This window comes from Pseudarthrobacter sp. PS3-L1 (assembly GCF_030063285.1).
Taxonomy (GTDB): domain Bacteria; phylum Actinomycetota; class Actinomycetes; order Actinomycetales; family Micrococcaceae; genus Arthrobacter.
In genome coordinates this window covers 158022-182407 of the sequence record NZ_JASISU010000004.1, presented here as the reverse complement: position 1 = coordinate 182407, position 24386 = coordinate 158022, and the positions used below count along the sequence as shown (strand labels likewise).

At 60.1% G+C, this 24386-nt stretch carries 18 protein-coding genes and 1 tRNA gene; 3 read left to right on the top strand and 16 right to left on the bottom strand.

The annotated features are described in order from the left end of the window. Positions 1–67: 67 nt before the first annotated feature. The 6 genes from fusA to QMG79_RS12115 all read right to left on the bottom strand — a co-directional run bounded on the left by fusA (position 68) and on the right by QMG79_RS12115 (position 11888). The gene (gene fusA / locus QMG79_RS12140) at positions 68–2182 is read right to left on the bottom strand and encodes an elongation factor G (protein WP_283538863.1); all 2115 of its coding nucleotides are present in this window, start codon (positions 2180–2182) and stop codon (positions 68–70) included. A gap of 68 nt (positions 2183–2250) precedes the next feature. Next, positions 2251–2721 carry a 30S ribosomal protein S7 gene (gene rpsG, locus QMG79_RS12135; protein ID WP_283538862.1) on the bottom strand — a complete coding sequence of 157 codons (471 nt, stop codon included), beginning with the start codon at positions 2719–2721 and terminating at the stop codon, positions 2251–2253. A 1-nt stretch (position 2722) separates the two neighbouring features. Then, positions 2723–3097 carry a 30S ribosomal protein S12 gene (gene rpsL / locus QMG79_RS12130; RefSeq protein ID WP_011692814.1) on the bottom strand — a complete coding sequence of 125 codons (375 nt, stop codon included), beginning with the start codon at positions 3095–3097 and terminating at the stop codon, positions 2723–2725. Positions 3098–3503: 406 nt separating this feature from the next. Beyond that, a complete protein-coding gene (locus QMG79_RS12125; RefSeq protein WP_283538861.1) occupies positions 3504–7403 on the bottom strand; it encodes a DNA-directed RNA polymerase subunit beta' in 3900 nt (1299 codons plus the stop codon). Positions 7404–7508: 105 nt separating this feature from the next. Further along, positions 7509–11018, bottom strand: a complete 3510-nt coding sequence (gene rpoB / locus QMG79_RS12120; RefSeq protein ID WP_283538860.1) for a DNA-directed RNA polymerase subunit beta — start codon at positions 11016–11018, stop codon at positions 7509–7511. Positions 11019–11387: 369 nt separating this feature from the next. After that, positions 11388–11888, bottom strand: a complete 501-nt coding sequence (locus tag QMG79_RS12115) for a hypothetical protein (protein ID WP_283538859.1) — start codon at positions 11886–11888, stop codon at positions 11388–11390. A 298-nt stretch (positions 11889–12186) separates the two neighbouring features. Here QMG79_RS12115 and QMG79_RS12110 point away from each other — a divergent pair, with 298 nt between their 5' ends. Then, positions 12187–13386, top strand: a complete 1200-nt coding sequence (locus tag QMG79_RS12110; protein ID WP_283538858.1) for an acetyl-CoA C-acetyltransferase — start codon at positions 12187–12189, stop codon at positions 13384–13386. Positions 13387–13525: 139 nt separating this feature from the next. Here the strand turns inward: QMG79_RS12110 and rplL are convergent, their stop codons facing one another. The 8 genes from rplL to QMG79_RS12070 form a co-directional block, all read right to left on the bottom strand. Continuing rightward, on the bottom strand, positions 13526–13903 hold the full coding sequence (gene rplL, locus QMG79_RS12105) for a 50S ribosomal protein L7/L12 (protein ID WP_283538857.1): 378 nt from the start codon (positions 13901–13903) through the stop codon (positions 13526–13528). A gap of 71 nt (positions 13904–13974) precedes the next feature. Then, positions 13975–14559, bottom strand: coding sequence for a 50S ribosomal protein L10 (gene rplJ, locus QMG79_RS12100; protein WP_283538856.1), 585 nt, complete (start codon positions 14557–14559; stop codon positions 13975–13977). A gap of 314 nt (positions 14560–14873) precedes the next feature. Next, on the bottom strand, positions 14874–15992 hold the full coding sequence (locus tag QMG79_RS12095) for a GNAT family N-acetyltransferase (RefSeq protein WP_283539247.1): 1119 nt from the start codon (positions 15990–15992) through the stop codon (positions 14874–14876). A gap of 219 nt (positions 15993–16211) precedes the next feature. Next, entirely contained in the window at positions 16212–16919 is a 708-nt protein-coding gene (rplA, locus tag QMG79_RS12090; RefSeq protein ID WP_283538855.1) for a 50S ribosomal protein L1, read from the bottom strand. Positions 16920–17087: 168 nt separating this feature from the next. Continuing rightward, positions 17088–17519 carry a 50S ribosomal protein L11 gene (rplK, locus tag QMG79_RS12085; RefSeq protein ID WP_283538854.1) on the bottom strand — a complete coding sequence of 144 codons (432 nt, stop codon included), beginning with the start codon at positions 17517–17519 and terminating at the stop codon, positions 17088–17090. 126 nt (positions 17520–17645) lie between these two features. Beyond that, complete coding sequence (gene nusG / locus QMG79_RS12080; protein ID WP_283538853.1) at positions 17646–18521, bottom strand: transcription termination/antitermination protein NusG; 876 nt, start codon at positions 18519–18521, stop codon at positions 17646–17648. Between the two features lie 148 nt (positions 18522–18669). Then, positions 18670–18954 (bottom strand): preprotein translocase subunit SecE, encoded by a 285-nt coding sequence (secE, locus tag QMG79_RS12075; protein ID WP_283539246.1) that lies wholly within the window; start codon positions 18952–18954, stop codon positions 18670–18672. Positions 18955–19035: 81 nt separating this feature from the next. Next, positions 19036–19108: transfer RNA gene (locus QMG79_RS12070), tRNA-Trp, on the bottom strand. Positions 19109–19410: 302 nt separating this feature from the next. On the opposite strand from QMG79_RS12070, the gene QMG79_RS12065 reads away from it, so the two are divergent. Then, positions 19411–20640 carry a pyridoxal phosphate-dependent aminotransferase gene (locus QMG79_RS12065; protein WP_283538852.1) on the top strand — a complete coding sequence of 410 codons (1230 nt, stop codon included), beginning with the start codon at positions 19411–19413 and terminating at the stop codon, positions 20638–20640. Positions 20641–20655: 15 nt separating this feature from the next. Here QMG79_RS12065 and QMG79_RS12060 read toward each other — a convergent pair whose 3' ends face one another. Beyond that, the gene (locus QMG79_RS12060; protein ID WP_283538851.1) at positions 20656–21333 is read right to left on the bottom strand and encodes a LuxR C-terminal-related transcriptional regulator; all 678 of its coding nucleotides are present in this window, start codon (positions 21331–21333) and stop codon (positions 20656–20658) included. After that, positions 21330–22757, bottom strand: coding sequence for an ATP-binding protein (locus QMG79_RS12055; RefSeq protein WP_283538850.1), 1428 nt, complete (start codon positions 22755–22757; stop codon positions 21330–21332). The genes QMG79_RS12060 and QMG79_RS12055 overlap by 4 nt, the downstream gene beginning before the upstream one ends. A 126-nt stretch (positions 22758–22883) precedes the next feature. Here QMG79_RS12055 and QMG79_RS12050 point away from each other — a divergent pair, with 126 nt between their 5' ends. Continuing rightward, entirely contained in the window at positions 22884–24386 is a 1503-nt protein-coding gene (locus QMG79_RS12050; protein WP_283538849.1) for a PspC domain-containing protein, read from the top strand.

Below are 24386 nucleotides of genomic sequence, written 5' to 3'. Positions count from 1 at the left end.
CCACCACACCGGAAGCCATTCCCCAGGGGAATGGACTTCCGAGTTTGCTGCGAGAAGAGCGTGAGCGCTATTCGCCGCGGGTCTTTTGGATGATCTCGTCGGCTACTGCCTTCGGGACCTCCGCGTAGCTGTTGAATGTCATGGAGTACACAGCGCGGCCCTGGGTCTTGGACCGCAGGTCGCCGATGTAACCGAACATACCGGACAGCGGGACGTGGGCACGAATGACCTTGACTCCCTGGGCATCTTCCATAGACTGCATCTGGCCACGACGGGAGTTGAGGTCACCAATAACTTCACCCATGTATTCCTCAGGGGTGCGGACCTCGACATCCATCAGCGGTTCAAGCAGGATCGGGTTTGCCTTGCGGGCAGCTTCCTTGAAAGCCATCCGGCCGGCAATCTTGAAGGCCATTTCCGAAGAGTCAACATCGTGGTAGGCGCCGTCAATCAGCGTTGCCTTGATGCCGACAACCGGATAGCCGGCCAGAACACCATCGTTGAGTGCATCCTGGATTCCGGCGTCCACGGAGGGGATGTATTCGCGGGGAATACGGCCACCGGTGACCTTGTTTGAGAATTCGTACATCTCACCATCGGCTGTGTCCAAGGGCTCGATGGCGATCTGGATCTTAGCGAACTGACCCGAACCACCGGTCTGCTTCTTGTGCGTGTAGTCATGACGCTCGACAGCCCGCTTGATGGTTTCGCGGTACGCAACCTGAGGCTTGCCGACATTTGCCTCGACCTTGAATTCGCGACGCATGCGGTCCACGAGGATATCCAAGTGGAGCTCGCCCATGCCAGCGATGATGGTCTGTCCCGTGTCCTCGTTGAGGGACACCTGGAAGGTGGGGTCCTCAGCGGAGAGTTTCTGGATGGCAGTCGAAAGCTTTTCCTGGTCACCCTTGGTGTTGGGCTCAATCGCAACCGAGATCACAGGCTCCGGGAAGCTCATGGACTCGAGGACAATCTGGTTCTGCGAATCGCAGAGAGTGTCACCCGTTGTGGTGTCCTTGAGTCCAATCGCTGCGTAGATGTGGCCAGCAGAAGCGCCCTCAACAGGCATTTCCTTGTTGGCGTGCATCTGGAACAGCTTACCGATGCGCTCTTTCTTCCCCTTGGTGGAGTTGACCACCTGGGCACCAGCTTCGACGTGACCGGAGTACACGCGGATGAAGGTGAGCTGACCGAAGAACGGGTGTGCCGCAATCTTGAACGCGAGTGCTGAGAAGGGCTCTTCCGACGACGGCGCGCGGGTCAGTTCCTTCTCCTCATCCCGGGGATCGTGACCGATCATCGGGGGGACGTCAAGTGGGTTCGGCAGGAAGTCGACAACAGCATCGAGCATGGGCTGGACGCCACGGTTCTTGAAGGCGGAGCCACAGAACACGGGGTACAGCTCAGACGCGATGGTCATCTTACGGATGCCAGCCTTGAGTTCCGCGACGGTGATCTCTTCACCTTCGAGGTACTTGTTCATGAGCTCGTCAGAAGACTCCGCAACAGTCTCAACCAGCGTGGCGCGGTATTCCTCGGCACGCTCCTTGAGATCCTCGGGAATTTCACGAACTTCATACTTGGCGCCCATGGTGACATCACCCTTGGAGTCGCCAGGCCAGACGAGCGCGCGCATCTCAAGGAGATCCACGACACCGATGAAGTCATTCTCCGCACCGATAGGAAGCTGCATGACGAGGGGCTTGGCACCCAGGCGACTGATGATGGTATCCACGGTGAAGTAGAAGTCAGCACCGAGCTTGTCCATCTTGTTCACGAAGCAGATGCGGGGAACGTCGTATTTGTCAGCCTGGCGCCAAACAGTCTCAGACTGTGGCTCCACGCCTTCCTTACCGTCGAACACAGCAACTGCACCATCGAGGACACGCAGTGAGCGCTCAACCTCAACGGTGAAGTCGACGTGGCCAGGTGTGTCAATGATGTTGATCTGGTTGTGGTCCCAGAAGCAGGTCACGGCAGCAGACGTGATGGTGATGCCGCGTTCCTTCTCCTGTTCCATCCAGTCAGTGGTGGAGGCGCCGTCGTGCGTCTCACCAATCTTGTGGTTCACACCTGTGTAGAACAGGATGCGCTCAGTAGTAGTGGTCTTGCCGGCATCAATGTGGGCCATGATGCCGATGTTGCGGACCTTGCTAAGGTCGGTAAGCACGTCCTGTGCCACGGTGTCTCCCTTTCGGATGGACTACACGGACGCTCCCGGCCCTGTAGGGCCGGCAGCGTCCGAAAGTTTTACCAGCGGTAGTGTGCGAAGGCCTTGTTGGACTCGGCCATCTTGTGGGTATCTTCGCGACGCTTCACAGCGGCACCGAGACCGTTAGAGGCATCCAGGATCTCATTCTGGAGGCGCTCCGTCATGGTCTTTTCACGACGAGCCTTGGAGTAACCAACCAACCAACGCAGTGCGAGTGCGGTGGAGCGGCCCGGCTTAACCTCAACAGGAACCTGGTAGGTGGCGCCACCAACGCGACGTGAGCGAACTTCGAGGGAAGGCTTGACGTTCTCCATCGCCTTCTTGAGTGCGGCAACGGGATCGCCACCGGACTTGGCACGGGCACCTTCGAGTGCGCCGTAGACAATGCGCTCTGCGGTGGACTTCTTGCCGTCAACCAGCACCTTGTTGATGAGCTGCGTTACCAGCTGTGAGCTGTAAACGGGATCTGCTACTAGCGGCCGCTTGGGGGCCGGACCCTTGCGAGGCATATTACTTCTTCTCCATCTTTGCGCCGTAACGGCTACGAGCCTGCTTACGGTTCTTCACACCCTGGGTATCAAGGGCGCCACGGACGATCTTGTAACGGACACCGGGAAGGTCCTTCACGCGACCACCGCGAACGAGCACAATGGAGTGCTCCTGCAGGTTGTGGCCAACACCGGGAATGTAAGCAGTCACTTCAACGCCACCGTTAAGGCGCACACGTGCCACCTTACGGAGAGCCGAGTTCGGCTTCTTCGGGGTGGTGGTGTAGACGCGGGTGCAAACGCCACGGCGCATGGGGCTGCCGTTCAGCGCGGGGGCCTTGGTCTTCTTGACCTTCGGCGTGCGGCCCTTTCGGACCAGCTGGTTAATCGTAGGCACTTTCGTGTTCTCCGTTTTATCCGGAGTGGCCGCTTCCAGCCACTCTACTTTTGCGAAGCCCCACCTGGACTGAATCACGTCCAGTGCAGGAAGGGCGAAGCCTTAATAGTCGGATCGCATCCCGGGGCTGGCAGCTCTGCGCTCCAGACCTTACTCAGGCATGCAAAAATGTGGCATACGTTGCACAAGAACCCTGCAAACCGGAAACGTCGCCACGTCCTGCCATAAAACACGACCAGCGCACTCATCCACTGCCACAATAACAATTGGTAACAAGCCTAACATTAAGCGCGCCGTAGGCCTTAATCGCCAGTCGCCTCGATCAACCCTACGACAAAGCCCCGCCCCCACGAATCGTGGGGACGGGGCTTGCTGGTCAGGCAATCAGGGCAAGGAGCCCTGTCCGCTAGCGGAAGTCGCTGCCCAGATCGTAGTCATCCAGTGGGATGGCATGGAACTCGGGAGATCCATCGCCACCCAGGGAATCGTAGCTGAAATCACTGAAGGCGCTGGGGCCGGTAAACAGATTGGCCTTCGCTTCCTCAGTAGGCTCAACATTGACCTCGGTGTAGCGCGGGAGGCCCGTGCCTGCCGGAATCAACTTACCGATGATCACGTTCTCCTTGAGGCCCAGCAGCGGATCGCTCTTACCTTCCATTGCCGCCTGCGTCAGGACGCGGGTGGTCTCCTGGAACGAAGCTGCGGACAGCCAGGACTCGGTAGCCAGTGATGCCTTGGTGATACCCATGAGTTCAGGACGGCCGGATGCCGGCGTCTTGCCCTCGGAGACCACACGACGGTTGGCATCCTCGAACCGGCTACGCTCGGCGAGCTCGCCAGGCAGCAGATCCGATTCGCCGGACTCAATGACCGTCACGCGGCGCAGCATCTGGCGGACAATGACCTCAACGTGCTTGTCGTGGATGCCAATGCCCTGGCTGCGGTAAACGCCCTGAACCTCGTCCACCAGGAACTTCTGCGCGGCACGGGGACCCATGATGCGCAGCACCTGCTTGGGGTCCACCGGACCGTTGATGAGTTTCTGGCCAACTGTGACGTTGTCGCCGTCCTCGATAAGGAGACGTGAACGGCGCAGGACCGGGTAGGCGATCTCTTCGGACCCGTCATCAGGAGTGATGACGAGACGCATCTGACGCTCGGTCTCTTCAATGGTGATGCGTCCGGCCGCTTCAGCGATCGGTGCAACACCCTTCGGAGTACGGGCTTCGAAGAGCTCCTGGATACGGGGCAGACCCTGGGTGATGTCGTCACCACCACCGGCGGAGACAGCACCACCGGTGTGGAAGGTACGCATCGTCAGCTGTGTGCCAGGCTCACCGATGGACTGGGCCGCGATGATGCCAACGGCCTCACCGATGTCAACAGTCTTGCCGGTGGCCAATGAACGGCCGTAGCACAGTGCGCAGGTACCAACACTCGACTCACAGGTGAGCACAGAGCGAACCTTGACCTCAGTGATCCCGGCGGCAAAAAGTTCAGCAATGACGACGTCGCCGCAGTCACTTCCGGCCTCAGCCAAGACCTTGCCCTTGGAATCGACGACGTCGACAGCGAGGGTACGGGCATAGGCGCTGTTCTCGACGTTCTCGTCCAGAACAAGCTCGCCGTTCGAGTCAACAACGGCAATTGCCGTGACAAGGCCACGTTCGGTGCCGCAGTCTTCTTCACGGACAATAACGTCCTGCGAGACGTCCACCAGACGACGGGTCAGGTAACCCGAGTTGGCGGTACGCAGCGCGGTATCAGCAAGGCCCTTACGCGCACCGTGGGTAGCGATGAAGTATTCCAGCACCGACAGGCCCTCACGGTACGAGGACTTGATGGGACGCGGGATGATCTCACCCTTAGGGTTGGCCACCAGGCCACGGATACCCGCGATCTGGCGAACCTGCATCCAGTTACCACGGGCACCAGAGGAAACCATACGGTTGATCGTGTTCATGGGCGACAGGTTGTCGCGCATGACCTTGGCGATCTCGTCAGTTGCCTTGTTCCAGATCTCGATCAGTTCCTGGCGACGCTCGTCGTCGTCAATCAGGCCCTTGTCGTACTGGCCCTGGATCTTGGCAGCCATGGTCTCGTAGCCAGCAAGGATGCGCGGCTTGTCCTTGGGGACCTCGATATCGGAAATTGCCACAGTGACACCCGAACGGGTGGCCCAGTAGAAACCGGCATCCTTGAGGTTGTCCAGTGTTGCAGCGGTGACAACCTTCGGGTAGCGCTCAGCGAGGTCGTTGACGATTGTGGACAGTTCGCCCTTGTCGGCAACGTTTTCAACCCAAGGGTAATCCGCGGGCAGGGTCTCATTGAAGATGACCTGTCCGAGGGACGTCTCCACCAGGGCAGTCTGGCCAAGCTCCCATCCTTCGGGGGCCTCCCAGCCTGCGTAGGGCACAAAGCCCTCAAGGCGGATCCGGACCTTGGAGTTCAGGTGAAGATCGTGGAGGTCGTAGGCCATGATGGCTTCCGCCACCGAACCGAACACGCGACCCTCGCCAGCCGAACCGACACGCTTGGTGGTCAGGTGGTAAAGACCGATGATCATATCCTGCGACGGCAGGGTAACCGGGCGGCCGTCCGAGGGCTTCAGGATGTTGTTGGAAGACAGCATCAGGATACGTGCCTCGGCCTGGGCCTCGGGGCTCAGCGGCAGGTGAACTGCCATCTGGTCGCCGTCGAAGTCCGCGTTGAAGGCGCCACAGACCAGCGGGTGAAGCTGGATTGCCTTACCTTCAACAAGCTGGGGTTCAAAAGCCTGGATACCCAAACGGTGCAGGGTGGGTGCACGGTTGAGCAGCACCGGGTGTTCGGTGATGATCTCTTCCAGGACATCCCAGACCTGCGGGCGGTAGCGCTCAACCATCCGCTTGGCCGATTTGATGTTCTGAGCGTGGTTGAGGTCAACCAGTCGCTTCATGACGAACGGCTTGAAGAGCTCCAGCGCCATCTGCTTTGGCAGGCCACACTGGTGCAGCTTCAGCTGCGGACCAACAACAATGACCGAACGGCCAGAGTAGTCAACGCGCTTGCCGAGGAGGTTCTGGCGGAAACGACCCTGCTTGCCCTTGAGCATGTCGCTCAGGGACTTCAGCGGACGGTTGCCAGGACCGGTGACGGGACGGCCACGACGGCCATTGTCGAAGAGGCTGTCAACAGCTTCCTGAAGCATGCGCTTCTCGTTGTTGACAATGATCTCCGGGGCACCCAGGTCAAGAAGGCGCTTGAGGCGGTTGTTCCTGTTGATCACACGACGGTATAGGTCGTTGAGGTCAGAGGTCGCGAAGCGTCCACCGTCGAGCTGGACCATGGGGCGCAGTTCCGGCGGGATGACCGGCACAGCATCAAGGACCATGCCCAGGGGGCTGTTGTTGGTGGTCAAGAAGGCGTTAACAACCTTGAGCCGCTTGAGCGCACGGGTCTTGCGCTGGCCCTTGCCGTTGGCAATGATGTCGCGCAACAGGTCGGATTCGGCCTGCATGTCGAAGTTCTCAAGACGCTTCTTAATGGCTTCGGCACCCATGGCGCCTTCAAAGTACATGCCATAGCGGTCACGCAGTTCGCGGTAAAGCCCCTCGTCACCTTCAAGATCGGCGACCTTGAGGTTCTTGAAGCGGTCCCAGACCTGCTCAAGACGCTCGATTTCGGCATCCGCACGCTTACGCACGTTGGCCATCTGACGGTCCGCAGAGTCGCGGGCCTTTTTCTTGTCGGCGGCTTTGGCACCCTCGCCCTCGAGACGGGCAATTTCGCCCTCGAGGTCGCGTGCGATCGTGGCAATGTCGGAGTCGCGGTTGTCAATCAGCTGCTTCTTCTCGATGTCGTGCTCAACCTGCAGGTTGGGCAGTTCCTCGTGGCGGCTGTCAGCATCAACGCTCGTGATCATGTAGGCGGCGAAGTAGATGACCTTTTCAAGGTCCTTCGGAGCCAGGTCAAGGAGGTAGCCCAAACGGGACGGGACACCCTTGAAGTACCAGATGTGGGTTACTGGCGCAGCCAGTTCAATGTGGCCCATGCGCTCACGGCGCACCTTGGCGCGGGTGACCTCAACGCCACACCGCTCACAGATGATGCCCTTGAAACGCACGCGCTTGTACTTACCGCAGTAGCATTCCCAGTCCCTTGAGGGGCCGAAGATCTTCTCGCAGAAGAGTCCGTCCTTCTCAGGCTTGAGTGTGCGGTAATTAATGGTTTCCGGCTTCTTAACCTCGCCGTATGACCACCCGCGGATGTCTTCCGCGGTGGCGAGGCCGATCTGCATGAGGCCGAAGGAGGATTCGCTGGACATATGGTCCCTGTTCTCTCTTGTTCTCTAAATTCTGAAGTCGTGGGTTACGGGAAGAGGGAGGTGCTGGACGACGGCGGGTTACCACCCGCCGTCGTCCACCTCCTGCTAAACCTCTTCTACGGAACTGGGCTCTGCACGAGACAGATCGATGCCCAATTCTTCCGCAGCCGTGAAGACTGCGTCATCAGAGTCACGCATTTCAATTGTGGTTCCGTCGGTGGAAAGAACTTCCACGTTCAGGCACAGTGACTGCATTTCCTTGATCAGGACCTTGAAGGACTCGGGGACGCCCGGCTCGGGGATATTCTCGCCCTTGACGATTGCCTCGTAGACCTTCACGCGACCATGGATGTCATCCGACTTGATGGTCAGCAGTTCCTGCAGGGTGTAGGCAGCGCCGTACGCTTCGAGCGCCCACACTTCCATCTCACCAAAGCGCTGGCCACCGAACTGTGCCTTACCACCCAGCGGCTGCTGCGTGATCATGGAGTACGGGCCGGTGGAGCGCGCATGGATCTTGTCGTCCACCAGGTGGTGGAGTTTCAGGATGTACATGTAGCCGACAGCGATCGGATCCGGGAAAGGCTCGCCTGAGCGGCCATCAAACAGCCGTGTCTTGCCGGAGGAGTTGATCAGCCGGTCGCCGTCACGTGTGACGTTGGTCGAATCCAGGAGACCAGTGATTTCCTCTTCGCGTGCGCCATCGAACACAGGCGTTGCGACAGTGGTGGGACCACTTTCGCGCGGCAGGTTCGGCAGCTGCTTGGCCCATTCGGGCTCGCCCTCAATCTTCCAGCCGGTCTTGGCCACCCAGCCGAGGTGGGTTTCCAGAACCTGTCCCACGTTCATTCGGCCGGGAACACCAAGGGGGTTCAGGACGATGTCAACGGGGGTACCGTCAGCAAGGAAAGGCATGTCTTCGATCGGGAGGATCTTGGAAATGACACCCTTGTTACCGTGGCGGCCTGCGAGCTTGTCGCCGTCAGTGATCTTGCGCTTTGCAGCGACATAGACACGAACCAGCTGGTTCACTCCGGGGGGCAGCTCGTCGTCGTTGTCGCGATCGAAAACGCGGACGCCGATAACGGTGCCTGATTCGCCGTGCGGGACCTTCAGTGAGGTGTCGCGCACTTCGCGTGACTTTTCGCCGAAGATGGCACGGAGCAGGCGCTCCTCTGGGGTGAGTTCGGTCTCGCCCTTGGGCGTCACCTTGCCCACCAGGATGTCGCCGGCCTCAACCTCAGCACCGATGTGGATGATTCCACGCTCGTCGAGGCCCGCCAGAACCTCCTCGGACACGTTGGGGATATCACGGGTGATTTCCTCGGCACCAAGCTTGGTGTCGCGGGCATCAATCTCGTGCTCTTCAATGTGGATGGAGGAGAGGACGTCCTCAGCAACGATGCGCTGCGAAAGGATGATCGCATCCTCGAAGTTGTGGCCTTCCCATGACATGAATGCCACAAGGAGGTTCTTTCCGAGGGCGAGCTCGCCCTGGTCCGTTGCGGGACCGTCAGCAATGATGCCGCCAACCTCAAGACGCTGGCCATCACTGACCAGGACGCGGTGGTTGTAGCAGTTGCCCTGGTTGGAACGGGCGAACTTGTTGATGCGGTAGTTGATCTCTGTGCCGTCATCGTTGAGCACGACAACCAGCTCAGCGGAGACCTCAGTGACAACACCAGCCTTCTTGGCGATGACAACATCACCTGCGTCAACTGCAGCGGCGCGCTCCATGCCGGTGCCCACGAAAGGGGCCTCGGAACGGACCAGCGGCACAGCCTGACGCTGCATGTTGGCACCCATGAGCGCACGGTTGGCGTCATCGTGCTCCAGGAACGGGATCAGGGCGGTAGCCACTGACACCATCTGGCGCGGGGAGACGTCCATGAACTCGACCTCGCCGGCAGGGACCAGCACAGGCTCTCCTCCACCGCCACGGGCGCGAACCAAGACTGTGTCCTCGGCGAACTTCTTGTTGTCGTCGAGTGGAGCGTTGGCCTGGGCAATCAGGACCTCTGCCTCATCGTCTGCCGTGAGGTACTGGACCTCATCGGAAACGACACCTTCGGAGACCAAGCGGTACGGCGTCTCGATGAACCCGAACGGGTTGATCCGACCGTAGGACGCCAGTGAACCGATCAGGCCAATGTTGGGGCCTTCAGGAGTTTCAATGGGGCACATACGTCCGTAGTGGGACGGGTGCACGTCACGAACTTCCATGCCTGCGCGGTCACGGGACAGACCACCCGGGCCAAGCGCCGACAGGCGGCGCTTGTGGGTCAGACCCGACAGCGGGTTGTTCTGGTCCATGAACTGCGACAGCTGGGACGTTCCGAAGAACTCCTTGATGGCAGCGACAACCGGGCGGATGTTGATCAGGGTCTGCGGCGTAATTGCCTCGACGTCCTGGGTGGTCATACGCTCGCGGACGACGCGCTCCATGCGGGACAGGCCGGTACGGACCTGGTTCTCGATGAGCTCACCAACGGCGCGGATACGACGGTTGCCGAAGTGGTCGATGTCATCGATCTCGACTCGCAGTTCGTGATCCTGGCCGTCGCGGGTGCCCGTCAGGTTCTTCTCGCCAGCGTGAAGTGCCACAAGGAACTTGATCATGGCGACGATGTCTTCGACGTGCAGGACTGAAGCTTCCTTGTCCCCAAGTGAGCGGTCGATGCCGAGTTTGCGGTTGATCTTGTAACGACCAACCTTGGCAAGGTCGTAACGCTTGGGTTCGAAGTACAGGTTGCGAAGGAGCGCTTCTGCAGCTTCGACTGTCGGCGGCTCGCCTGGTCGCAGCTTCCGGTAGATGTCCAGCAGGGCATCCTCGCGGGTCTCTGTCGCGTCCTTCTCAAGGGTCGCACGCATGGAGTCGTACTGGCCGAACTCTTCAAGGATCTGGCCCTCGGTCCAACCCAGCGCCTTCAGCAGCACCGTCACGGACTGCTTGCGCTTCCGGTCGAGGCGAACACCAACCTGGTCGCGCTTGTCGATTTCGAGTTCGAACCAGGCACCACGCGAAGGAATAATCTTGGCGGTGAAGATGTCCTTGTCGCTCGTCTTGTCCGCAGTGCGCTCAAAATAGGCACCCGGGGAACGGACCAGCTGGGAAACGACGACACGCTCGGTGCCGTTGACGACGAAGGTGCCTTTTTCGGTCATCAGGGGGAAGTCACCCATGAATACCGTCTGCTGCTTGATTTCGCCAGTGTTGTTGTTCATGAACTCGGCCTTGACGTACAGCGGAGCCGAGTAGGTAGCGTCCCGGTCCTTGCACTCGGCCATGGTGTACTTCGGGTCAGCGAACTCAGGATCGGAGAAGCTCAGGGACATGGTGCCCTGGAAGTCCTCGATCGGGGAGATCTCTTCGAAGATGTCGGAAAGACCTGACGAAGTAGCGACGCTCAGGTCGTTTTCTTCGACAGCCTTGGCGACGCGCTCCTGCCAGCGTTCGTTTCCGACGAGCCAGTCAAAGCTGTCCGTCTGGAGGGCAAGGAGATTCGGAACGTCAAGCGGTTCGTGAATCTTTGCGAATGAGAGCCGGCGAGTGGCACCATCAGTGCTGTCGGCATTGTTAGCGGTTTCGTTATTAGAGGTGCTCGAGGCGACCAAGAGGGATCCTTCCACAGACCTTCAGGCGTTTTCAGATCTTCCCCGTGTGCACCCTGCGGAGTGACTCCACAGTGGTACCTCTTCGGTTCCGCTATATGACCCGAAGCCTGGCGGACCCACTGACGTGACGTTGTTGACGGCACGTTGGTAGCCCACTTGTCAGACAAAGCCCACCGCTATATGAAGGCTGAAGGTAAACAGGGAAGACGCAAATCTCTACGTTACGGCAAAGTGGCCACCATGTCTACCCCACATTGGGTTGTATTGCAAGCACCGCCAAGTGCTTATCCTTCGGTAGGCGCTGCAGCCTACCGACGGCGGTCCACTCACGTGTGGTCTTTCGCTGCGGTTCGCCCTCAAGGCCAGCCCTCAGAGGCGCAACGTCACCCCCACGGCAGTACACGTCGATGCATTGGCAAAGACCGCGTCCCTAACACTGTCCTGCGATTCCTGGGACGGGTCTCCGCCACCAGCGGCGACGCCTGCATGATCAAGCGCAAGCAGCCCAAGGGACGTGAAGAGTCCGCTAAGATCTCCCGACACACCGTCTCCCGCCTCAACAGTCGCCAGATATATCTGGTCAAATACTTCTGGATCTGTTCCAGCAGCGGCACGGTATCGGTCCATCAGAGTGTTGAACGACTCGCAGGAGTCTTTGGCCAGCGCATTAGCGGAACCTGTGGAAGACGACCCGGAGACACTTGTTCCAGATCCATCGGTGATAGAAGCGGAAGCCGTGGCTGAAGACCCGGTGGGGACCGCACGGGATCCGCTGGGCGCCTGGGATGAACTGGGTGCCTCGGTTGAGACGGAACACGCCGTGAGACCCGCGAGTGCCGCCAAAGCCAATGCGCTGAGCATCTTGTTCATGCAGGGTCCTCTCCAAGGCTCATTGATTCAACAAACAACCCTACGCAGTGCCCCGCAACTTCGCATGCATCAGCGATGGGTAGTTCTCCCCTGATCGTCCGGTTGACCGGGCCGCTGCAATCGAGGCGACCGGAGCAGAGGATGGGGACGTCGCTCCCCCCAGGCTTCTGGAGAACAAATTTTTCAGGCCACGATTCTCGACATGGTGTCCTCCGGATGGCTGGCAGCCTGGTGCTGGAGCCGCGGCCCTGCCCACGATAGCCTTGGGAACCAACAGATCCAGAACGGAAATATCCTCATGAGTCACATCTCAGACACCAACGACGTTGTCATCCTTGCCGGTAACCGAACCCCCCAGGGCCGACTCAACGGCCAGCTTGCCAAATTTACGGCAGTTGACCTGGGTGCCCACGCCATCAGGGCTGCACTCAAATCCGCTGGAATATCCGCCGGAGCCGTGGACGCAGTGATTATGGGCCAGGTTCTTCAGGCTGGGGCGGGCCAGAACCCAGCCAGGCAAAGTTCCATCGCAGCAGGAATCGGCTGGAACGTCCCCGCAATGACCATCAACAAGGTCTGCCTTTCCGGACTCAGCGCCGTCATTGACGCCGCCCGGCTGATCCGAAGCGGCGACGCGGACGTGGTCGTCGCTGGCGGACAGGAATCCATGAGCCAGGCACCCCATCTACTTCCAGGTTCACGGCAGGGGTGGTCCTACGGCTCTGTTGAGGTACTGGACGTAGCAGCCCATGACGGTCTTACAGATGCGTTCGACGGGCAGTCGATGGGCCTGTCCACCGAATCAGGAAACTTGACCCTGGGAATCGACAGGACCGCCCAAGACATAGTTGCCGCAGCATCCCACCACCGTGCGGCGGCCGCGAGGGATGCTGGGACATTTGACGCTGAAATTGCGCCAATAGGGGTCCCACAACGCAAGGGCGCAGACATCGTTGTTGGCACGGACGAAGGGCTTCGACCCGAGTCCACTGTCGATGTTCTTGCGAAGCTGCGCGGGGCTTTTGTCAGCGACGGCACCATTACTGCCGGAAACTCGTCTCCGCTGTCTGACGGTGCTTCCGCGATGGTCCTTGCGTCACGCCGGTACGCCGAAGAGAACAACCTGACGTTCCTGGCGGTACTTGGGGCTCCTGGCCAGGTGGCAGGTCCGAATAATTCACTGCATTCCCAGCCTTCCAACGCCATCACCAGGGCGCTGGAGAAAGAAGGTTGGACCGTAGCCGACCTGGACTTCATAGAGATCAATGAGGCGTTCGGGTCTGTCGCGGTCCAGTCGCTACGAGATCTGGATTACCCTCTCGACAAGTGCAACATTCACGGTGGCGCGATTGCCCTTGGCCACCCGATCGGCGCTTCAGGAGCTAGGTTGGCCCTCCATGCAGCCCACGAGCTCAACCGCCGCGGTCGTGGCAGGGCAGCAGTTGCGCTCTGTGGCGGCGGCGGGCAGGGCGAGGCACTGCTGCTGTACCGGGACTGATCTGCTTTGCTGCCCCACGGCAAACCGATCGCGTCTCGAAGTGCAACCACTGCGACACGGACATAGGGGCAAAGGGGCAGCACAGAGAAACAAAAAACCCGCCCACAGACGTGGGCGGGTTTTTGTGAAGCGGAACTGACTACTTGACGGTAACCGTTGCGCCTGCAGCTTCGAGCTGATCCTTGGCCTTCTCGGCAGCTTCCTTGGTTGCGCCTTCGAGGACGGCCTTGGGTGCGCTGTCGACAACATCCTTGGCTTCCTTCAGACCCAGGGAAGTGATGGCACGTACTTCCTTGATGACTGCAATCTTCTTTTCGCCAGCAGATTCGAGGATGACATCGAATTCAGTCTGCTCTTCGGCTTCCTCAGCAGCTCCGCCACCGGCGGGGCCTGCAACTGCAACAGCTGCTGCAGTAACTTCGAAGGTCTCTTCGAAGAGGGTAACGAACTCGGAAAGTTCGATGATGGTCAGTTCCTTGAAGGCTGCAATGAGCTCTTCGTTGGACAGCTTCGCCATGGGTGGCGTCCTTCCTATTGTGGTGCGCTTAGGCCGAGGGCCGTCCGCACCGGAGTCTGGTGGGTGAAGAGTCAGTTCTCTTCGGTGGCAGCTGCAGGCGCTTCTGCTGCTGCTGGGGCATCTGCGGGAGCTTCTTCAGCGGCGGGTGCTTCGGCGGGGGCCGGAGTACCGTTCTCTTCTTCAAGCTTGAGGCGCAGCGCATCGATGATGCGGACAGCCGCGGCGGCGGGAGCCTTGAGGATCCCTGCAACCTTGGCAAGCTGCAGCTCACGGGACTCGAGTGCTGCCAGGTTTGCAACCTGTACAGCGTTCAATGCCTTGCCTTCGAAGTAACCGGTCTTGATGACCAGCTGCTTGTTGGTTTTGGCAAAATCCGTCAGGCTCTTGGCCGCTGCAACAGCGTCACCCTTGATGAAGGCAATCGCAGTGGGTCCAGCAAGCTGTCCGTCGAATGCTTCGACACCGGCTTCCTTGGCTGCAATGGCTGTCAGGGTATTCTTGACGACCGTGAACTTGGTGTCCTGGCCGAGAGAAACACGCAGCTCTTTGAGCTGTGCAACAGTGAGCCCGCGGTATTCGGTCAGGACAGCGGCGTTCGATTCCTTGAAATCGTTAGCGATCTCAGCTACTGCTGAAACCTTTGTAGGCGTTGCCATAACCCTCCTTCCGGGATAGTGCCGGTGTTCGAGGGCCCGCTCTTCCGAGCTTAAAACTAAAAACGCCCCGCGCAGATGCACGGGGCCTGTCTCAACACGGACTGGCCGTGGAGGCTTGCTTCGTTCACCTGCGCCGGCCGCCCTATAGTTAGGGGCCTTCGTCCGGGAATTCACTGTGGTCCCAGCACGCGACTGCAGGATGCAGACATGAGCTAAGAGTGGATTCCCAACAACCGACGGTCTTTGGTTCCCCTAGTCTACGGGTACCCTTCGCCCAAGTCCAAATTGCGGCGGCCCAGCTGCCAGTGACGGTGCTAGCTCTGCCGTGATTCCAGCCGTGGCAACTCTTTTTGCCACACTCCTGTGACTCCTGCGGTACTGAAACCAACTTGCTGGTTGACCGTCAGGAGATACCTGTTCTCTGGAGCATTCCAGGTATAGATCACCCGCGCATCTGGCACCTGTTCGGTCAGCCGGACCATATTGGTGACCTTGATCAGCAGCCCCAACTTGTTTCCGCGGTGCTGCTCAAGAATCAGCGTGTCGTCCTGGAAGACCACGTCGGGCCTGTGGGCCAGGACGCTGATGGTGGTCAGCCCAACAAGTGCTCCTGATCCAAGGTGTTCAACGGCAGTTACGACAGTGCGCCGGCCCTGGTTAATGGCGGCCGACTCAGCATCACGAAGTACACCACCGTCAACGGTGAATTCAACGTCAACGGGTGGGCTCAAATCAGCCTCCATATCAACCCCAGCCAGGTTCTCCAGCACGGCCACGGGCTCCAGCCATTCTTGTGGACATCTATCCGTCCAGTGATGGAGGCGGTAGCGAGTTCCACTTGCAGCGCCAGCTTCCTCAAGCAGGTCAGCAACGAGCTGTGTATCCAGTGGCAGTGCACAGGCACTGAACTGCTCAATTCTCTGCAGCTCGTAGCCCGCACGCTGGGCGAAATCCACCTCGCGATTATCCAGGGGCACGAATCCATGGCCTGCACCTGGTTCCAGCTGTTCGCCATCAAACGCATCGAGCGTGGCTCCGGGATGGTTCGTCTCTACCCTGATAACGCTGCGTCCCTCTCCCCTGGCGTAATGCTCTGCTGCCTCAAGCAACTGACGCCCGATACCAAGTCCGCGGATCTCCGGAAGGATATCCAGGGTCACCTCCGCCAGATCAAGGCTGTCCGTCAGTGGGAAGGCAATATCAGCGGCCCCGACAATCTCTCCGCCAAGCCTGGCCACGAGGATCACCTGGCGTTCGTATGGGGAATTCACCTCAAGGAGCTTCTCCTGAGCGGAATATGCCAGGTCATCCGTACCCCAGGTCTGCATCCGAACTTTCCGACCCACCTCGACTGCGGCGAGGAAATCCACCGCATCGGAGGCATCTAGCTGGTCTGGGATCCAGAGCTGTTCGATCCGCGGATCATCTTCCATGCCGCTCACTCCACCTGTCTCTGCCAGGCATCGTATGGCCTGACTCCGCATTACCCCCGTCGGTGGTGGTGAACGTCAGCATATGTCGGAATCTTGTGGAGTTCCACGTCGTTTCCGCGTGTGTTCTCAAGCACTTCACCAGCCGAGGGCCACAAAAAAGCCGCCCAGGCGAGCTGGGCGGCTTTTTTCATAAACCTAGCCGGATGACCAGGCGTTTCGTTATGCGTCGGTGAGCACCTTGGTGACGTTGGGGTCAACCGAAATGCCGGGGCCAAACGTGGTAGCCACGGTTGCCTTCTGGATGTAGCGGCCCTTGGAGGCGGAGGGCTTCAGACGAAGCACCTCTTCAAGTGCTGCTGCATAGTTCTCGGCAAGCTTGATCTTGTCGAAGGAAACCTTGCCGATGATGAAGTGAAGGTTCGAGTGCTTGTCGACGCGGAAGTCGATCTTGCCGCCCTTGATGTCGTTGACAGCCTTAGCGACATCTGCAGTGACGGTTCCGGTCTTCGGGTTCGGCATGAGGTTACGCGGCCCCAGGACCTTACCAAGACGGCCAACCTTACCCATCAGGTCAGGCGTAGCAACGGCGGCGTCAAAGTCGGTCCATCCGCCCTGGATCTTTTCGATCAGGTCATCGGAGCCAACGAAGTCGGCGCCAGCAGCAATTGCTGCCTCTGCCTTGTCGCCAGTTGCGAACACCAGGACCCGTGCAACCTTGCCGGTTCCGTGGGGCAGGTTAACAGTGCCGCGCACCATCTGATCTGCCTTGCGGGGGTCGACACCCAAGCGGAAAGCCACCTCGACGGTTGCATCAAACTTGGACGGGTTGGTGTCCTTGGCCAGGGTTACTGCCTCGAACGGCGCGTAGAACTTCTCGGCGTCGATCTTGGCGGCTGCTGCCTCATATGCTTTGCTGCGCTTTGCCATGCTGCTTACTTCTCCTTGTGCAGTTGTGGTCTGCGGACCGCGCTGGGCCCTGCCACAGACGACTCTCCCTGCGGGAGGGACGTCATTCCTAGTGTTTCAGTGGTGCCGGTTTCCCGGCGGTGTTCCGTACTGCTGGGCAGTGCCCGCAGCCTCAGAACGGTGCGGGTGTCAGCCTTCGACAGTGATACCCATGGAGCGGGCGGTGCCAGCAATGATCTTCGACGCTCCGGCAAGGCTGGTGGCGTTGAGGTCTTCCATTTTGGTGCTGGCGATCTCTTCGACCTGTGCCTGGGTCAGCTTGGCAACCTTGACGGTGTGCGGGGTCGCTGAACCCTTGGCAACTCCTGCTGCCTTCTTGATGAGTTCCGCAGCCGGCGGGGTCTTGGTGATGAATGTAAAGGAACGATCCTCATAGACAGTGATTTCTACGGGGATGACATTACCGCGCTGGGCTTCTGTCGCAGCGTTGTACGCCTTGCAGAATTCCATGATGTTGACGCCGTGCTGACCGAGTGCAGGACCGATCGGCGGTGCCGGGTTGGCGGCGCCTGCCTTGATCTGCAGCTTGATGAGGCCGGTGACCTTCTTCTTGGGAGCCAATGTAGGGTCCTTCTCTCAATTTCTTCCTGGGGCACAGGAGCGTGCCTCAGGTTTGTGGCCGCCATGGCGAGGCGACCGACCGTCCGGCTCCACTAAGCGGGTGGGACCGGACGAATTCTTGGGTGACTAGATCTTCGTGACCTGGTTGAAGGCAAGGGTCACAGGAGTCTCGCGCTCGAAAATCGAGACAAGAACCACCAGGGTCTGGGATTCGACCTTGATCTCGGAGATGGTCGCATTGAGGGTCTCGAAGGGCCCCTCCTTGACGATGACAGATTCGCCGACTTCGAAGTCGACGTCGATAGCGGCGGCCGCATGCTTGACCGGTTTGCCCTTTTCTGCCTGCTCTTCTTCGAACACCGGCGCCAGCATGGAAAAGACCTCATCCAGGCGCAACGGTACGGGGTTATGTGCGTTACCCACGAACCCGGTTACACCGGGGGTGTGCCGCACGGCGCCCCATGATGCATCTGTCAGGTCCATGCGAACCAGAACGTAGCCGGGGATGCGGACTCGGTTGATGATCTTACGCTGGGCGTTCTTGATCTCGACAACTTCTTCCATCGGAACCTGGATTTCGAAGATGTAATCTTCCATGTCCAAGGTCTGGATGCGGGTCTCGAGGTTTGCCTTCACGCGGTTCTCATAGCCTGCGTAGGAGTGAATGACGTACCAGTCACCCTCCTGGCGGCGAAGCTTTGCCTTGAACTCATCGGCCGGATCAACTGCCGCTGCAGCGGCAGCAGCCGCGAGGGCGTCAGTGTCCTCGTCCGAGCCGGCGTCGTCTGTTTCTTCGGGGCTGTCCAGTTCCTCAGAACTGCCGCCATCAACAGAGTCAGCTGAATCAACGTCTGTTGAGTCACCGTCAGCTGCATCAACCTGGGTGTTTTCGGGTGCAGCGGAGTGTGCCGCGGACTCATCCCCGGCCTCAACCGTGGTTGCCGTTGCGTCCGTGGACGTTTCCAGCTCAGTCTCGGTTACCTCGAGCTCCTGCTCAGACACTTGGTCTCCTGCTTCCTCATTGCCTTACATGCCTAGTTAAATAGCGCAATCCCGTGCAGTGCACGGGCTTGAACCAATCCTCGGTAGCTGCGCAGCCTGCGGCGATCATCGCCGTGGCGGTCCCGGGCGTCCCAGCGACCTGGGGTCCTCAACGGTCTGAGGGACCCACGCCGCCGAATACCCAACTGACCGCAGTACCGAAGCCAATATCCAGAATGCTGACGATGACCATCATGATGGCCACGAACACCAGCACTACCAGTGTGTATCTGACCAGTTCCTTGCGGGTGGGGGTCACGACTTTCTTGAGTTCGCCAATGATCTGGCGGACGAAGAGCGCAATTCGGGCGAATAGTCCTGCTTTAGCAGCTTTTTTGGCCGGGCGGCCTTTGGAGCTGCCTGCAGTTGTTTCGCTCACCTGCGCCTCACTCATCTGTTCAATGTCGGAAAACCCGGTCCGGAACAGGACCATGTTGCTGCGCTTGTTTCGATTCACTGATCGGAACAGCTTGCGCAGGGCAGACAGGACTCGAACCTGCAACCTGCGGTTTTGGAGACCGCTGCGCTACCAATTGCGCCACTACCCTATGGATCAGAAATACAGACCATTTGTCCACACCAGCGATTTTCATCTAGGCGCACGGAATCATCTGTGTTTTCAACACCGGAGAACCACTCTACGCAACAACTTGCCGTACGTCGAACCAGTTCCGTTTTGGACCCCACAGGCCAGGCCACCTAGCACAAAATATTGACAGCTGTCATGGCCGGTTGCGACCAGTCACATTAGGCTGTCCGCACCCCGAAAGATCCGTAGATCAGCATAGAGTAGAAGGCGTCGTATTCCACCATTCAGCCGTCAGGCTGCCAGCGAATGAACGGACCCGCCATGTCTTCCGCACGCGTATCCAAACGCATCTCCGCCATTGCCGAATCCGCAACCCTGGCCGTAGACGCCAAGGCCAAGGCGCTGAAGGCGGCTGGCAGGCCGGTCATCGGTTTCGGTGCCGGTGAGCCAGACTTTCCTACCCCTGACTACATTGTGCAGGCAGCCATTGAGGCCGCCCGCCAGCCGAAATACCACAGGTACTCCCCCGCGGGCGGGCTTCCCGAGCTGAAGAAGGCCATCGTGGAGAAGACGCTCCGCGATTCAGGCTACGCCGCGGATGCCAGCCAGGTCCTAGTGACCAACGGCGGCAAGCAGGCTGTCTACAACACCTTCGCCACGCTTCTTGATCCCGGGGACGAAGTACTTATCCCCACGCCCTTCTGGACTACATACCCGGAGGCAATCCGCCTCGCGGGCGGTGTGCCTGTGGACGTATTTGCGGGACCTGAGCAGGGGTACCTTGTGAGCGTCGAGCAGCTTGAGGCCGCCGTAACAGAGAAGACCAAGATTCTGCTTTTCGTTTCTCCGTCCAACCCCACCGGGGCCGTCTACTCACCAGAGCAGGTACGGGACATTGGCGTGTGGGCCGCAGCCAAGGGCCTCTGGGTCGTCACCGACGAGATTTACGAACACCTGACATATGACGGGGTTCCGTTTACCTCAATCGCTACGGTCGTGCCAGAACTTGCTGACAAAGTGGTCATTCTCAATGGCGTAGCCAAGACCTACGCCATGACGGGGTGGCGTGTGGGATGGATGATTGGTCCTGTTGATGTGATCAAGGCTGCCACCAATCTGCAGTCCCATGCGACATCGAATGTTTCCAACATCATGCAGGTAGCGGCCCTGGCAGCTGTCTCGGGCCCCCTCACCGCCGTCGATGAAATGAAAGTTGCCTTCGATCGCCGGCGCAAGGCTATTGTGGCAGGCCTTAATGCGATTGACGGCGTGGAATGTCCCACGCCCAAGGGAGCGTTCTACGTCTATGCGGATGTCCGGGGTCTCCTCGGCAGGACGTTCCCGACCTCGAGTGGTGGCTCGTCTGTCCCTGAGACGTCTGCGGATCTGGCTGCACTGATCCTCGACCAGGTCGAGGTAGCTGTGGTTCCCGGCGAGGCCTTCGGGCCCTCCGGCTACCTGAGGCTCTCCTACGCACTGGGTGACGACGACCTGGCAACCGGAGTCACGAGGCTCCAGGATTTCCTTGGCAGCGCCACCACACTCCAGTAGATGGTGCGGTTCGCCTCAGAGTAGCCTGCGCTGCGCAGCCCAGTGGGTCAGTTCGTGACGGCTCGATAGCTGGAGCTTGCGCAATACAGCTGATACGTGGGTTTCAACGGTTTTGATGCCGATGAAAAGCTCCTTTGCCACCTCTTTGTAGCTGTAGCCTCGGGCGATCAGACGCATGACTTCGAGTTCGCGTGCTGACAGCCTGTCCAGCTCGTCATCAGCGATCTCTGCCGGGGACGTACCGAAGGCATCCAGCACGAAACCGGCAAGCCGGGGCGAAAACACTGCGTCGCCGCCTGCCACGCGGTTGATGGCATCTGTGATGTCTTTCCCTGACGCGGACTTGGTGATGTACCCCCTTGCTCCTGCCCGGATCACGGAGACGACGTCCTCGGCAGCATCGGAGACGCTCAGGGCCAGGAATCGCGTGGTGCCGTGCAGTGCCGCTGAACTGGTGATGACCTCGTGTCCACCGCCGCCCCGGCCACCAGGCAGATGGACATCAAGGAGGACGACGTCGGGGCGGACTTCGGCGATGACGCGCACGGCATCATCGACTGAACCGGCTTCCCCCACCACGAGCAGGCTCGGGTCAAGGTCCGCCTTGAGGCCGGACCGAAAAATCGCGTGGTCATCAACAATCACCAGGCGGATGCCCGGTATTTCTGCTGGCTCCGGGGCGGTGCCGCTCATCTTGTCTCCTCCGCGCGCTGGGCTTTCGTCGTTGTGGTGGACTCGAATGACGGTAGGCGCAGCCGCACGTCTGTACCCTCCGCCGACGAGAGTATCTCAGCTGATCCGCCGTGTCTCCGCATTCGGCCAATGATTGACTCACGGATCCCCAGCCGATCCGCCGGAACAGTGGCCAGGCTGAATCCCCGCCCCCTGTCCCTGACAAAAACTTCCGTGGCGGCCGCTGAGATTTCCAGATAGACGGAGACCGCACCGCCACCATGGCGGGCGGCATTGAGCATAGCCTCCCTACACGCCTGGACCAGGGCTTCGTGTTGCTCACTTACGGGAGCGTCACCCACGCACACGACGTCGACAACCTGACCAGTGGCATCCTCCACCTCTGCTGCGGCAGTTCTCAGCCGCTCCGCCATCAACCCTGCGCCCTCGCCTGGGTGCTGGTAGAGCCAGGCCCGAAGCTCACGCTCCTGGGCGCGGGCAAGCCGGACCACATCCACCTCGCTGCCTGCGCGCCGCTGGATCAGGGCCAGGGTCTGGAGCACAGAATCGTGCAGATGGGCAGCAATCTCCGCCCTTTCGGTCTCCCGGATCCGACCTGTCCGTTCACGTTCTAGGTCGCGCCAGAATTTAAGGGCCCAGGGCAACAAAACAAGCGCCACTCCGCCCAGTACGGCTATCGACGCAAGAAGCGCCAGCCAGGTCTGCTCCCACGACCCAGACCCGGAGACCACCACCAGCACACCGCCGATCACCATCGCAAGACCCGCAAGAAGACGAATCCAACCGCCTGATCGGTTTGCCCCGGATCGGCTGACCAACCCGGTCCTGCGTGCATCGTCCAGCTGCATCCACGCGATCGCTGCCCCAGCCAGCACCGCGGCCCCAGGCAGGATGGTGCCAAGTGGAACGTTGACGCCGAGGTGCCTGGCGACCAATATTCCGCCAAGGAACAGAAGGCCACTTCCTGTAAGGATTTCCCTGGCGTAGGGAAGCGTGTGTCCCCGTTTCCCGCCCGGAGACGCGCCACTGCCGGCTGCCGCCCCCGCCGGACCCGAAGCCCGGCCCTTTGCCTTTTCCCCTGGTGATCCTTGTGGAGCACTCCCAGCAGCCAGCGTTACTGCAGACGCTCCCGCAACCTCCTGTGCTGCCCCTGATCCTGGTGGCTGGAATCCATGGCTCACGGCCGGTGCAATCGGAGAAACCGGTCGACGTTCAGCACTGCGAAGCATTTCATCTGCCGTGGGAACAAACAGCCACAGGAAGCCGTAGAACACGGCCCCGGCTCCACCGGCAAAGACTGCGAGGACCATACCGGCCCTCACCAGCCTGACAGGCCACCCGAGATGCATGGCCAGGCCCTGGCAGACGCCAGCGAGCCATCGATCTGCACTGCGGGTCAGCGGTGGGGTGGGGGAGGTCGACATGCCTTCCATCCAAGCACGCTTCGCCGTTCCGCGACCGAGCCGGGGCAGCCATCCAGGGGTACCTCAGGGTACGTTCAGGGTGTTCCCCCATAGAGGCGGGGGAAAGCTGGGGGAAAGATGGAGTGTATGGACCCGCACACTCACGCCGATGACGACAACCGCACGTCAGAACCTGACCCAGAAAATCCCACGCTGCCACTGGGACTATCGATACCCTCCTCCCAGGACCCACCCTCGCAAGGGGCACCGCCGAAGGGCTCCGATCTAGGTGACGCGCCACCCCAACTGCCCACTGACACGCCACCCGGCCTGCCATCGCCCGCCAAGGAAAAGCAGGGTGCGGAGGACTTCTTCGCTTGGCTTCGACGCCAGAATATGGTCCGGGGCAGCAACCGATGGCTCGGGGGCGTCTGCAGCGGGGTTGCCGCCAAGCTGGGCGTTGACCCACTGATCGTGCGGGCGGCGTTCCTTGTCCTCGTCATCTTCGCTGGCTTTGGCGTCCTCCTCTACGGCGTTGCATGGGCGCTGCTGCCGGAGCCTGATGGCAGGATCCACGCGCAGGAAGCAGGAGCAGGCCGGTGGAGTACGGGCATGACCGGCGCAACCATCATGTCCATTCTGGGCGTGACTGGGTTCGGTGGAGGTTTCGCGGGCTGGGGATCGGGAGGATTCGGAGGTTTCCTGTGGATCCTGTTCTGGATAGGGGCAGCTGCCCTGACTGTGTATCTCATTGTTGATCGACGGAGACAGGGATCCAGGAAGTCCATGGATGGCTTCCGTGGTTCCTACCCCCCTGACTCCACTTCCGGGCCTGCCCGCCCGGCCAAAGGTCAGTTCCCGGCCGAACCGGGATACAGCAACTTTTCAGCTGCGCCCACCCACGGCCACCCCTCATTCCCTGGTCCCTCCTATGGCGGCGTCAAGGCTGATGGCGCCAGCTATTCCCCAGTCCCCGGCACCACCGGCACCCCCTCGACACCTCCGCGCCAGCAGAAAACGCGGGCCACCGGACCCGGCGCACCGTGGAACGCCGTCGTCGTCGGGCTTGCGCTCCTGGTAGGCGGTGGACTGAAGGGATTTGATGCCCTGGGGCTGGTACCGCTGGACGGTTCCGTAAACGCCGTTTCATGGGGGGCCGGTGCTGGTGTCCTTGGCCTCGGAATCATCGTCTGTGCCCTGCGCGGCCGGGCCGCCGGACTCCTGAGTTTGCTGGCAGTCCTGGCATTGTGTGCGGCCAGCGTAGCGAGTGCTGCCTCGCAGGTAAGTAGTACCAGTTTTCGCGATGTGTCTTTCACCCCCACAACCATCAGCCAGGCACAGGAAGGCCTCGATATCACCGCTGGCCAGGCAACAGTTGACCTGACGGCACTTGATCTCGGCGAACCGTTGCGCAGCAGCATCAAGGTGCCGATCGATGCCACGGCCAGCAACGTGACCATCATGATTCCCAACTCAGTGCCGGTCACGATCGACGCCACCATCTCGCTCGGAAATCTTGACCAGGAACCGGGGTACCTCAGCGGCACCACTGACGGGGAAAGCCGGTACAACGTCGGCAAGCCGGGCCTACCCCTGATCATCGAGGTCGATAGCACCTTGAGCAACATCACCATCCAGGAAGGAAACTGA

What these genes read in the sequence shown, in the direction of transcription:
- QMG79_RS12060 (WP_283538851.1), bottom strand. Translation starts at nt 21,333, where the DNA reads ATGAGCGGCACCGCCCCGGAGCCAGCAGAAATACCGGGCATCCGCCTG.
- rplJ (WP_283538856.1), bottom strand. Translation starts at nt 14,559, where the DNA reads ATGGCAACGCCTACAAAGGTTTCAGCAGTAGCTGAGATCGCTAACGAT.
- QMG79_RS12055 (WP_283538850.1), bottom strand. Translation starts at nt 22,757, where the DNA reads ATGTCGACCTCCCCCACCCCACCGCTGACCCGCAGTGCAGATCGATGG.
- secE (WP_283539246.1), bottom strand. Translation starts at nt 18,954, where the DNA reads ATGAGTGAGGCGCAGGTGAGCGAAACAACTGCAGGCAGCTCCAAAGGC.
- QMG79_RS12125 (WP_283538861.1), bottom strand. Translation starts at nt 7,403, where the DNA reads ATGTCCAGCGAATCCTCCTTCGGCCTCATGCAGATCGGCCTCGCCACC.
- QMG79_RS12050 (WP_283538849.1), top strand. Translation starts at nt 22,884, where the DNA reads ATGGACCCGCACACTCACGCCGATGACGACAACCGCACGTCAGAACCT.
- rplA (WP_283538855.1), bottom strand. Translation starts at nt 16,919, where the DNA reads ATGGCAAAGCGCAGCAAAGCATATGAGGCAGCAGCCGCCAAGATCGAC.
- QMG79_RS12110 (WP_283538858.1), top strand. Translation starts at nt 12,187, where the DNA reads ATGAGTCACATCTCAGACACCAACGACGTTGTCATCCTTGCCGGTAAC.
- rpsG (WP_283538862.1), bottom strand. Translation starts at nt 2,721, where the DNA reads ATGCCTCGCAAGGGTCCGGCCCCCAAGCGGCCGCTAGTAGCAGATCCC.
- rplL (WP_283538857.1), bottom strand. Translation starts at nt 13,903, where the DNA reads ATGGCGAAGCTGTCCAACGAAGAGCTCATTGCAGCCTTCAAGGAACTG.
- QMG79_RS12095 (WP_283539247.1), bottom strand. Translation starts at nt 15,992, where the DNA reads ATGGAAGATGATCCGCGGATCGAACAGCTCTGGATCCCAGACCAGCTA.
- QMG79_RS12115 (WP_283538859.1), bottom strand. Translation starts at nt 11,888, where the DNA reads ATGAACAAGATGCTCAGCGCATTGGCTTTGGCGGCACTCGCGGGTCTC.
- QMG79_RS12065 (WP_283538852.1), top strand. Translation starts at nt 19,411, where the DNA reads ATGTCTTCCGCACGCGTATCCAAACGCATCTCCGCCATTGCCGAATCC.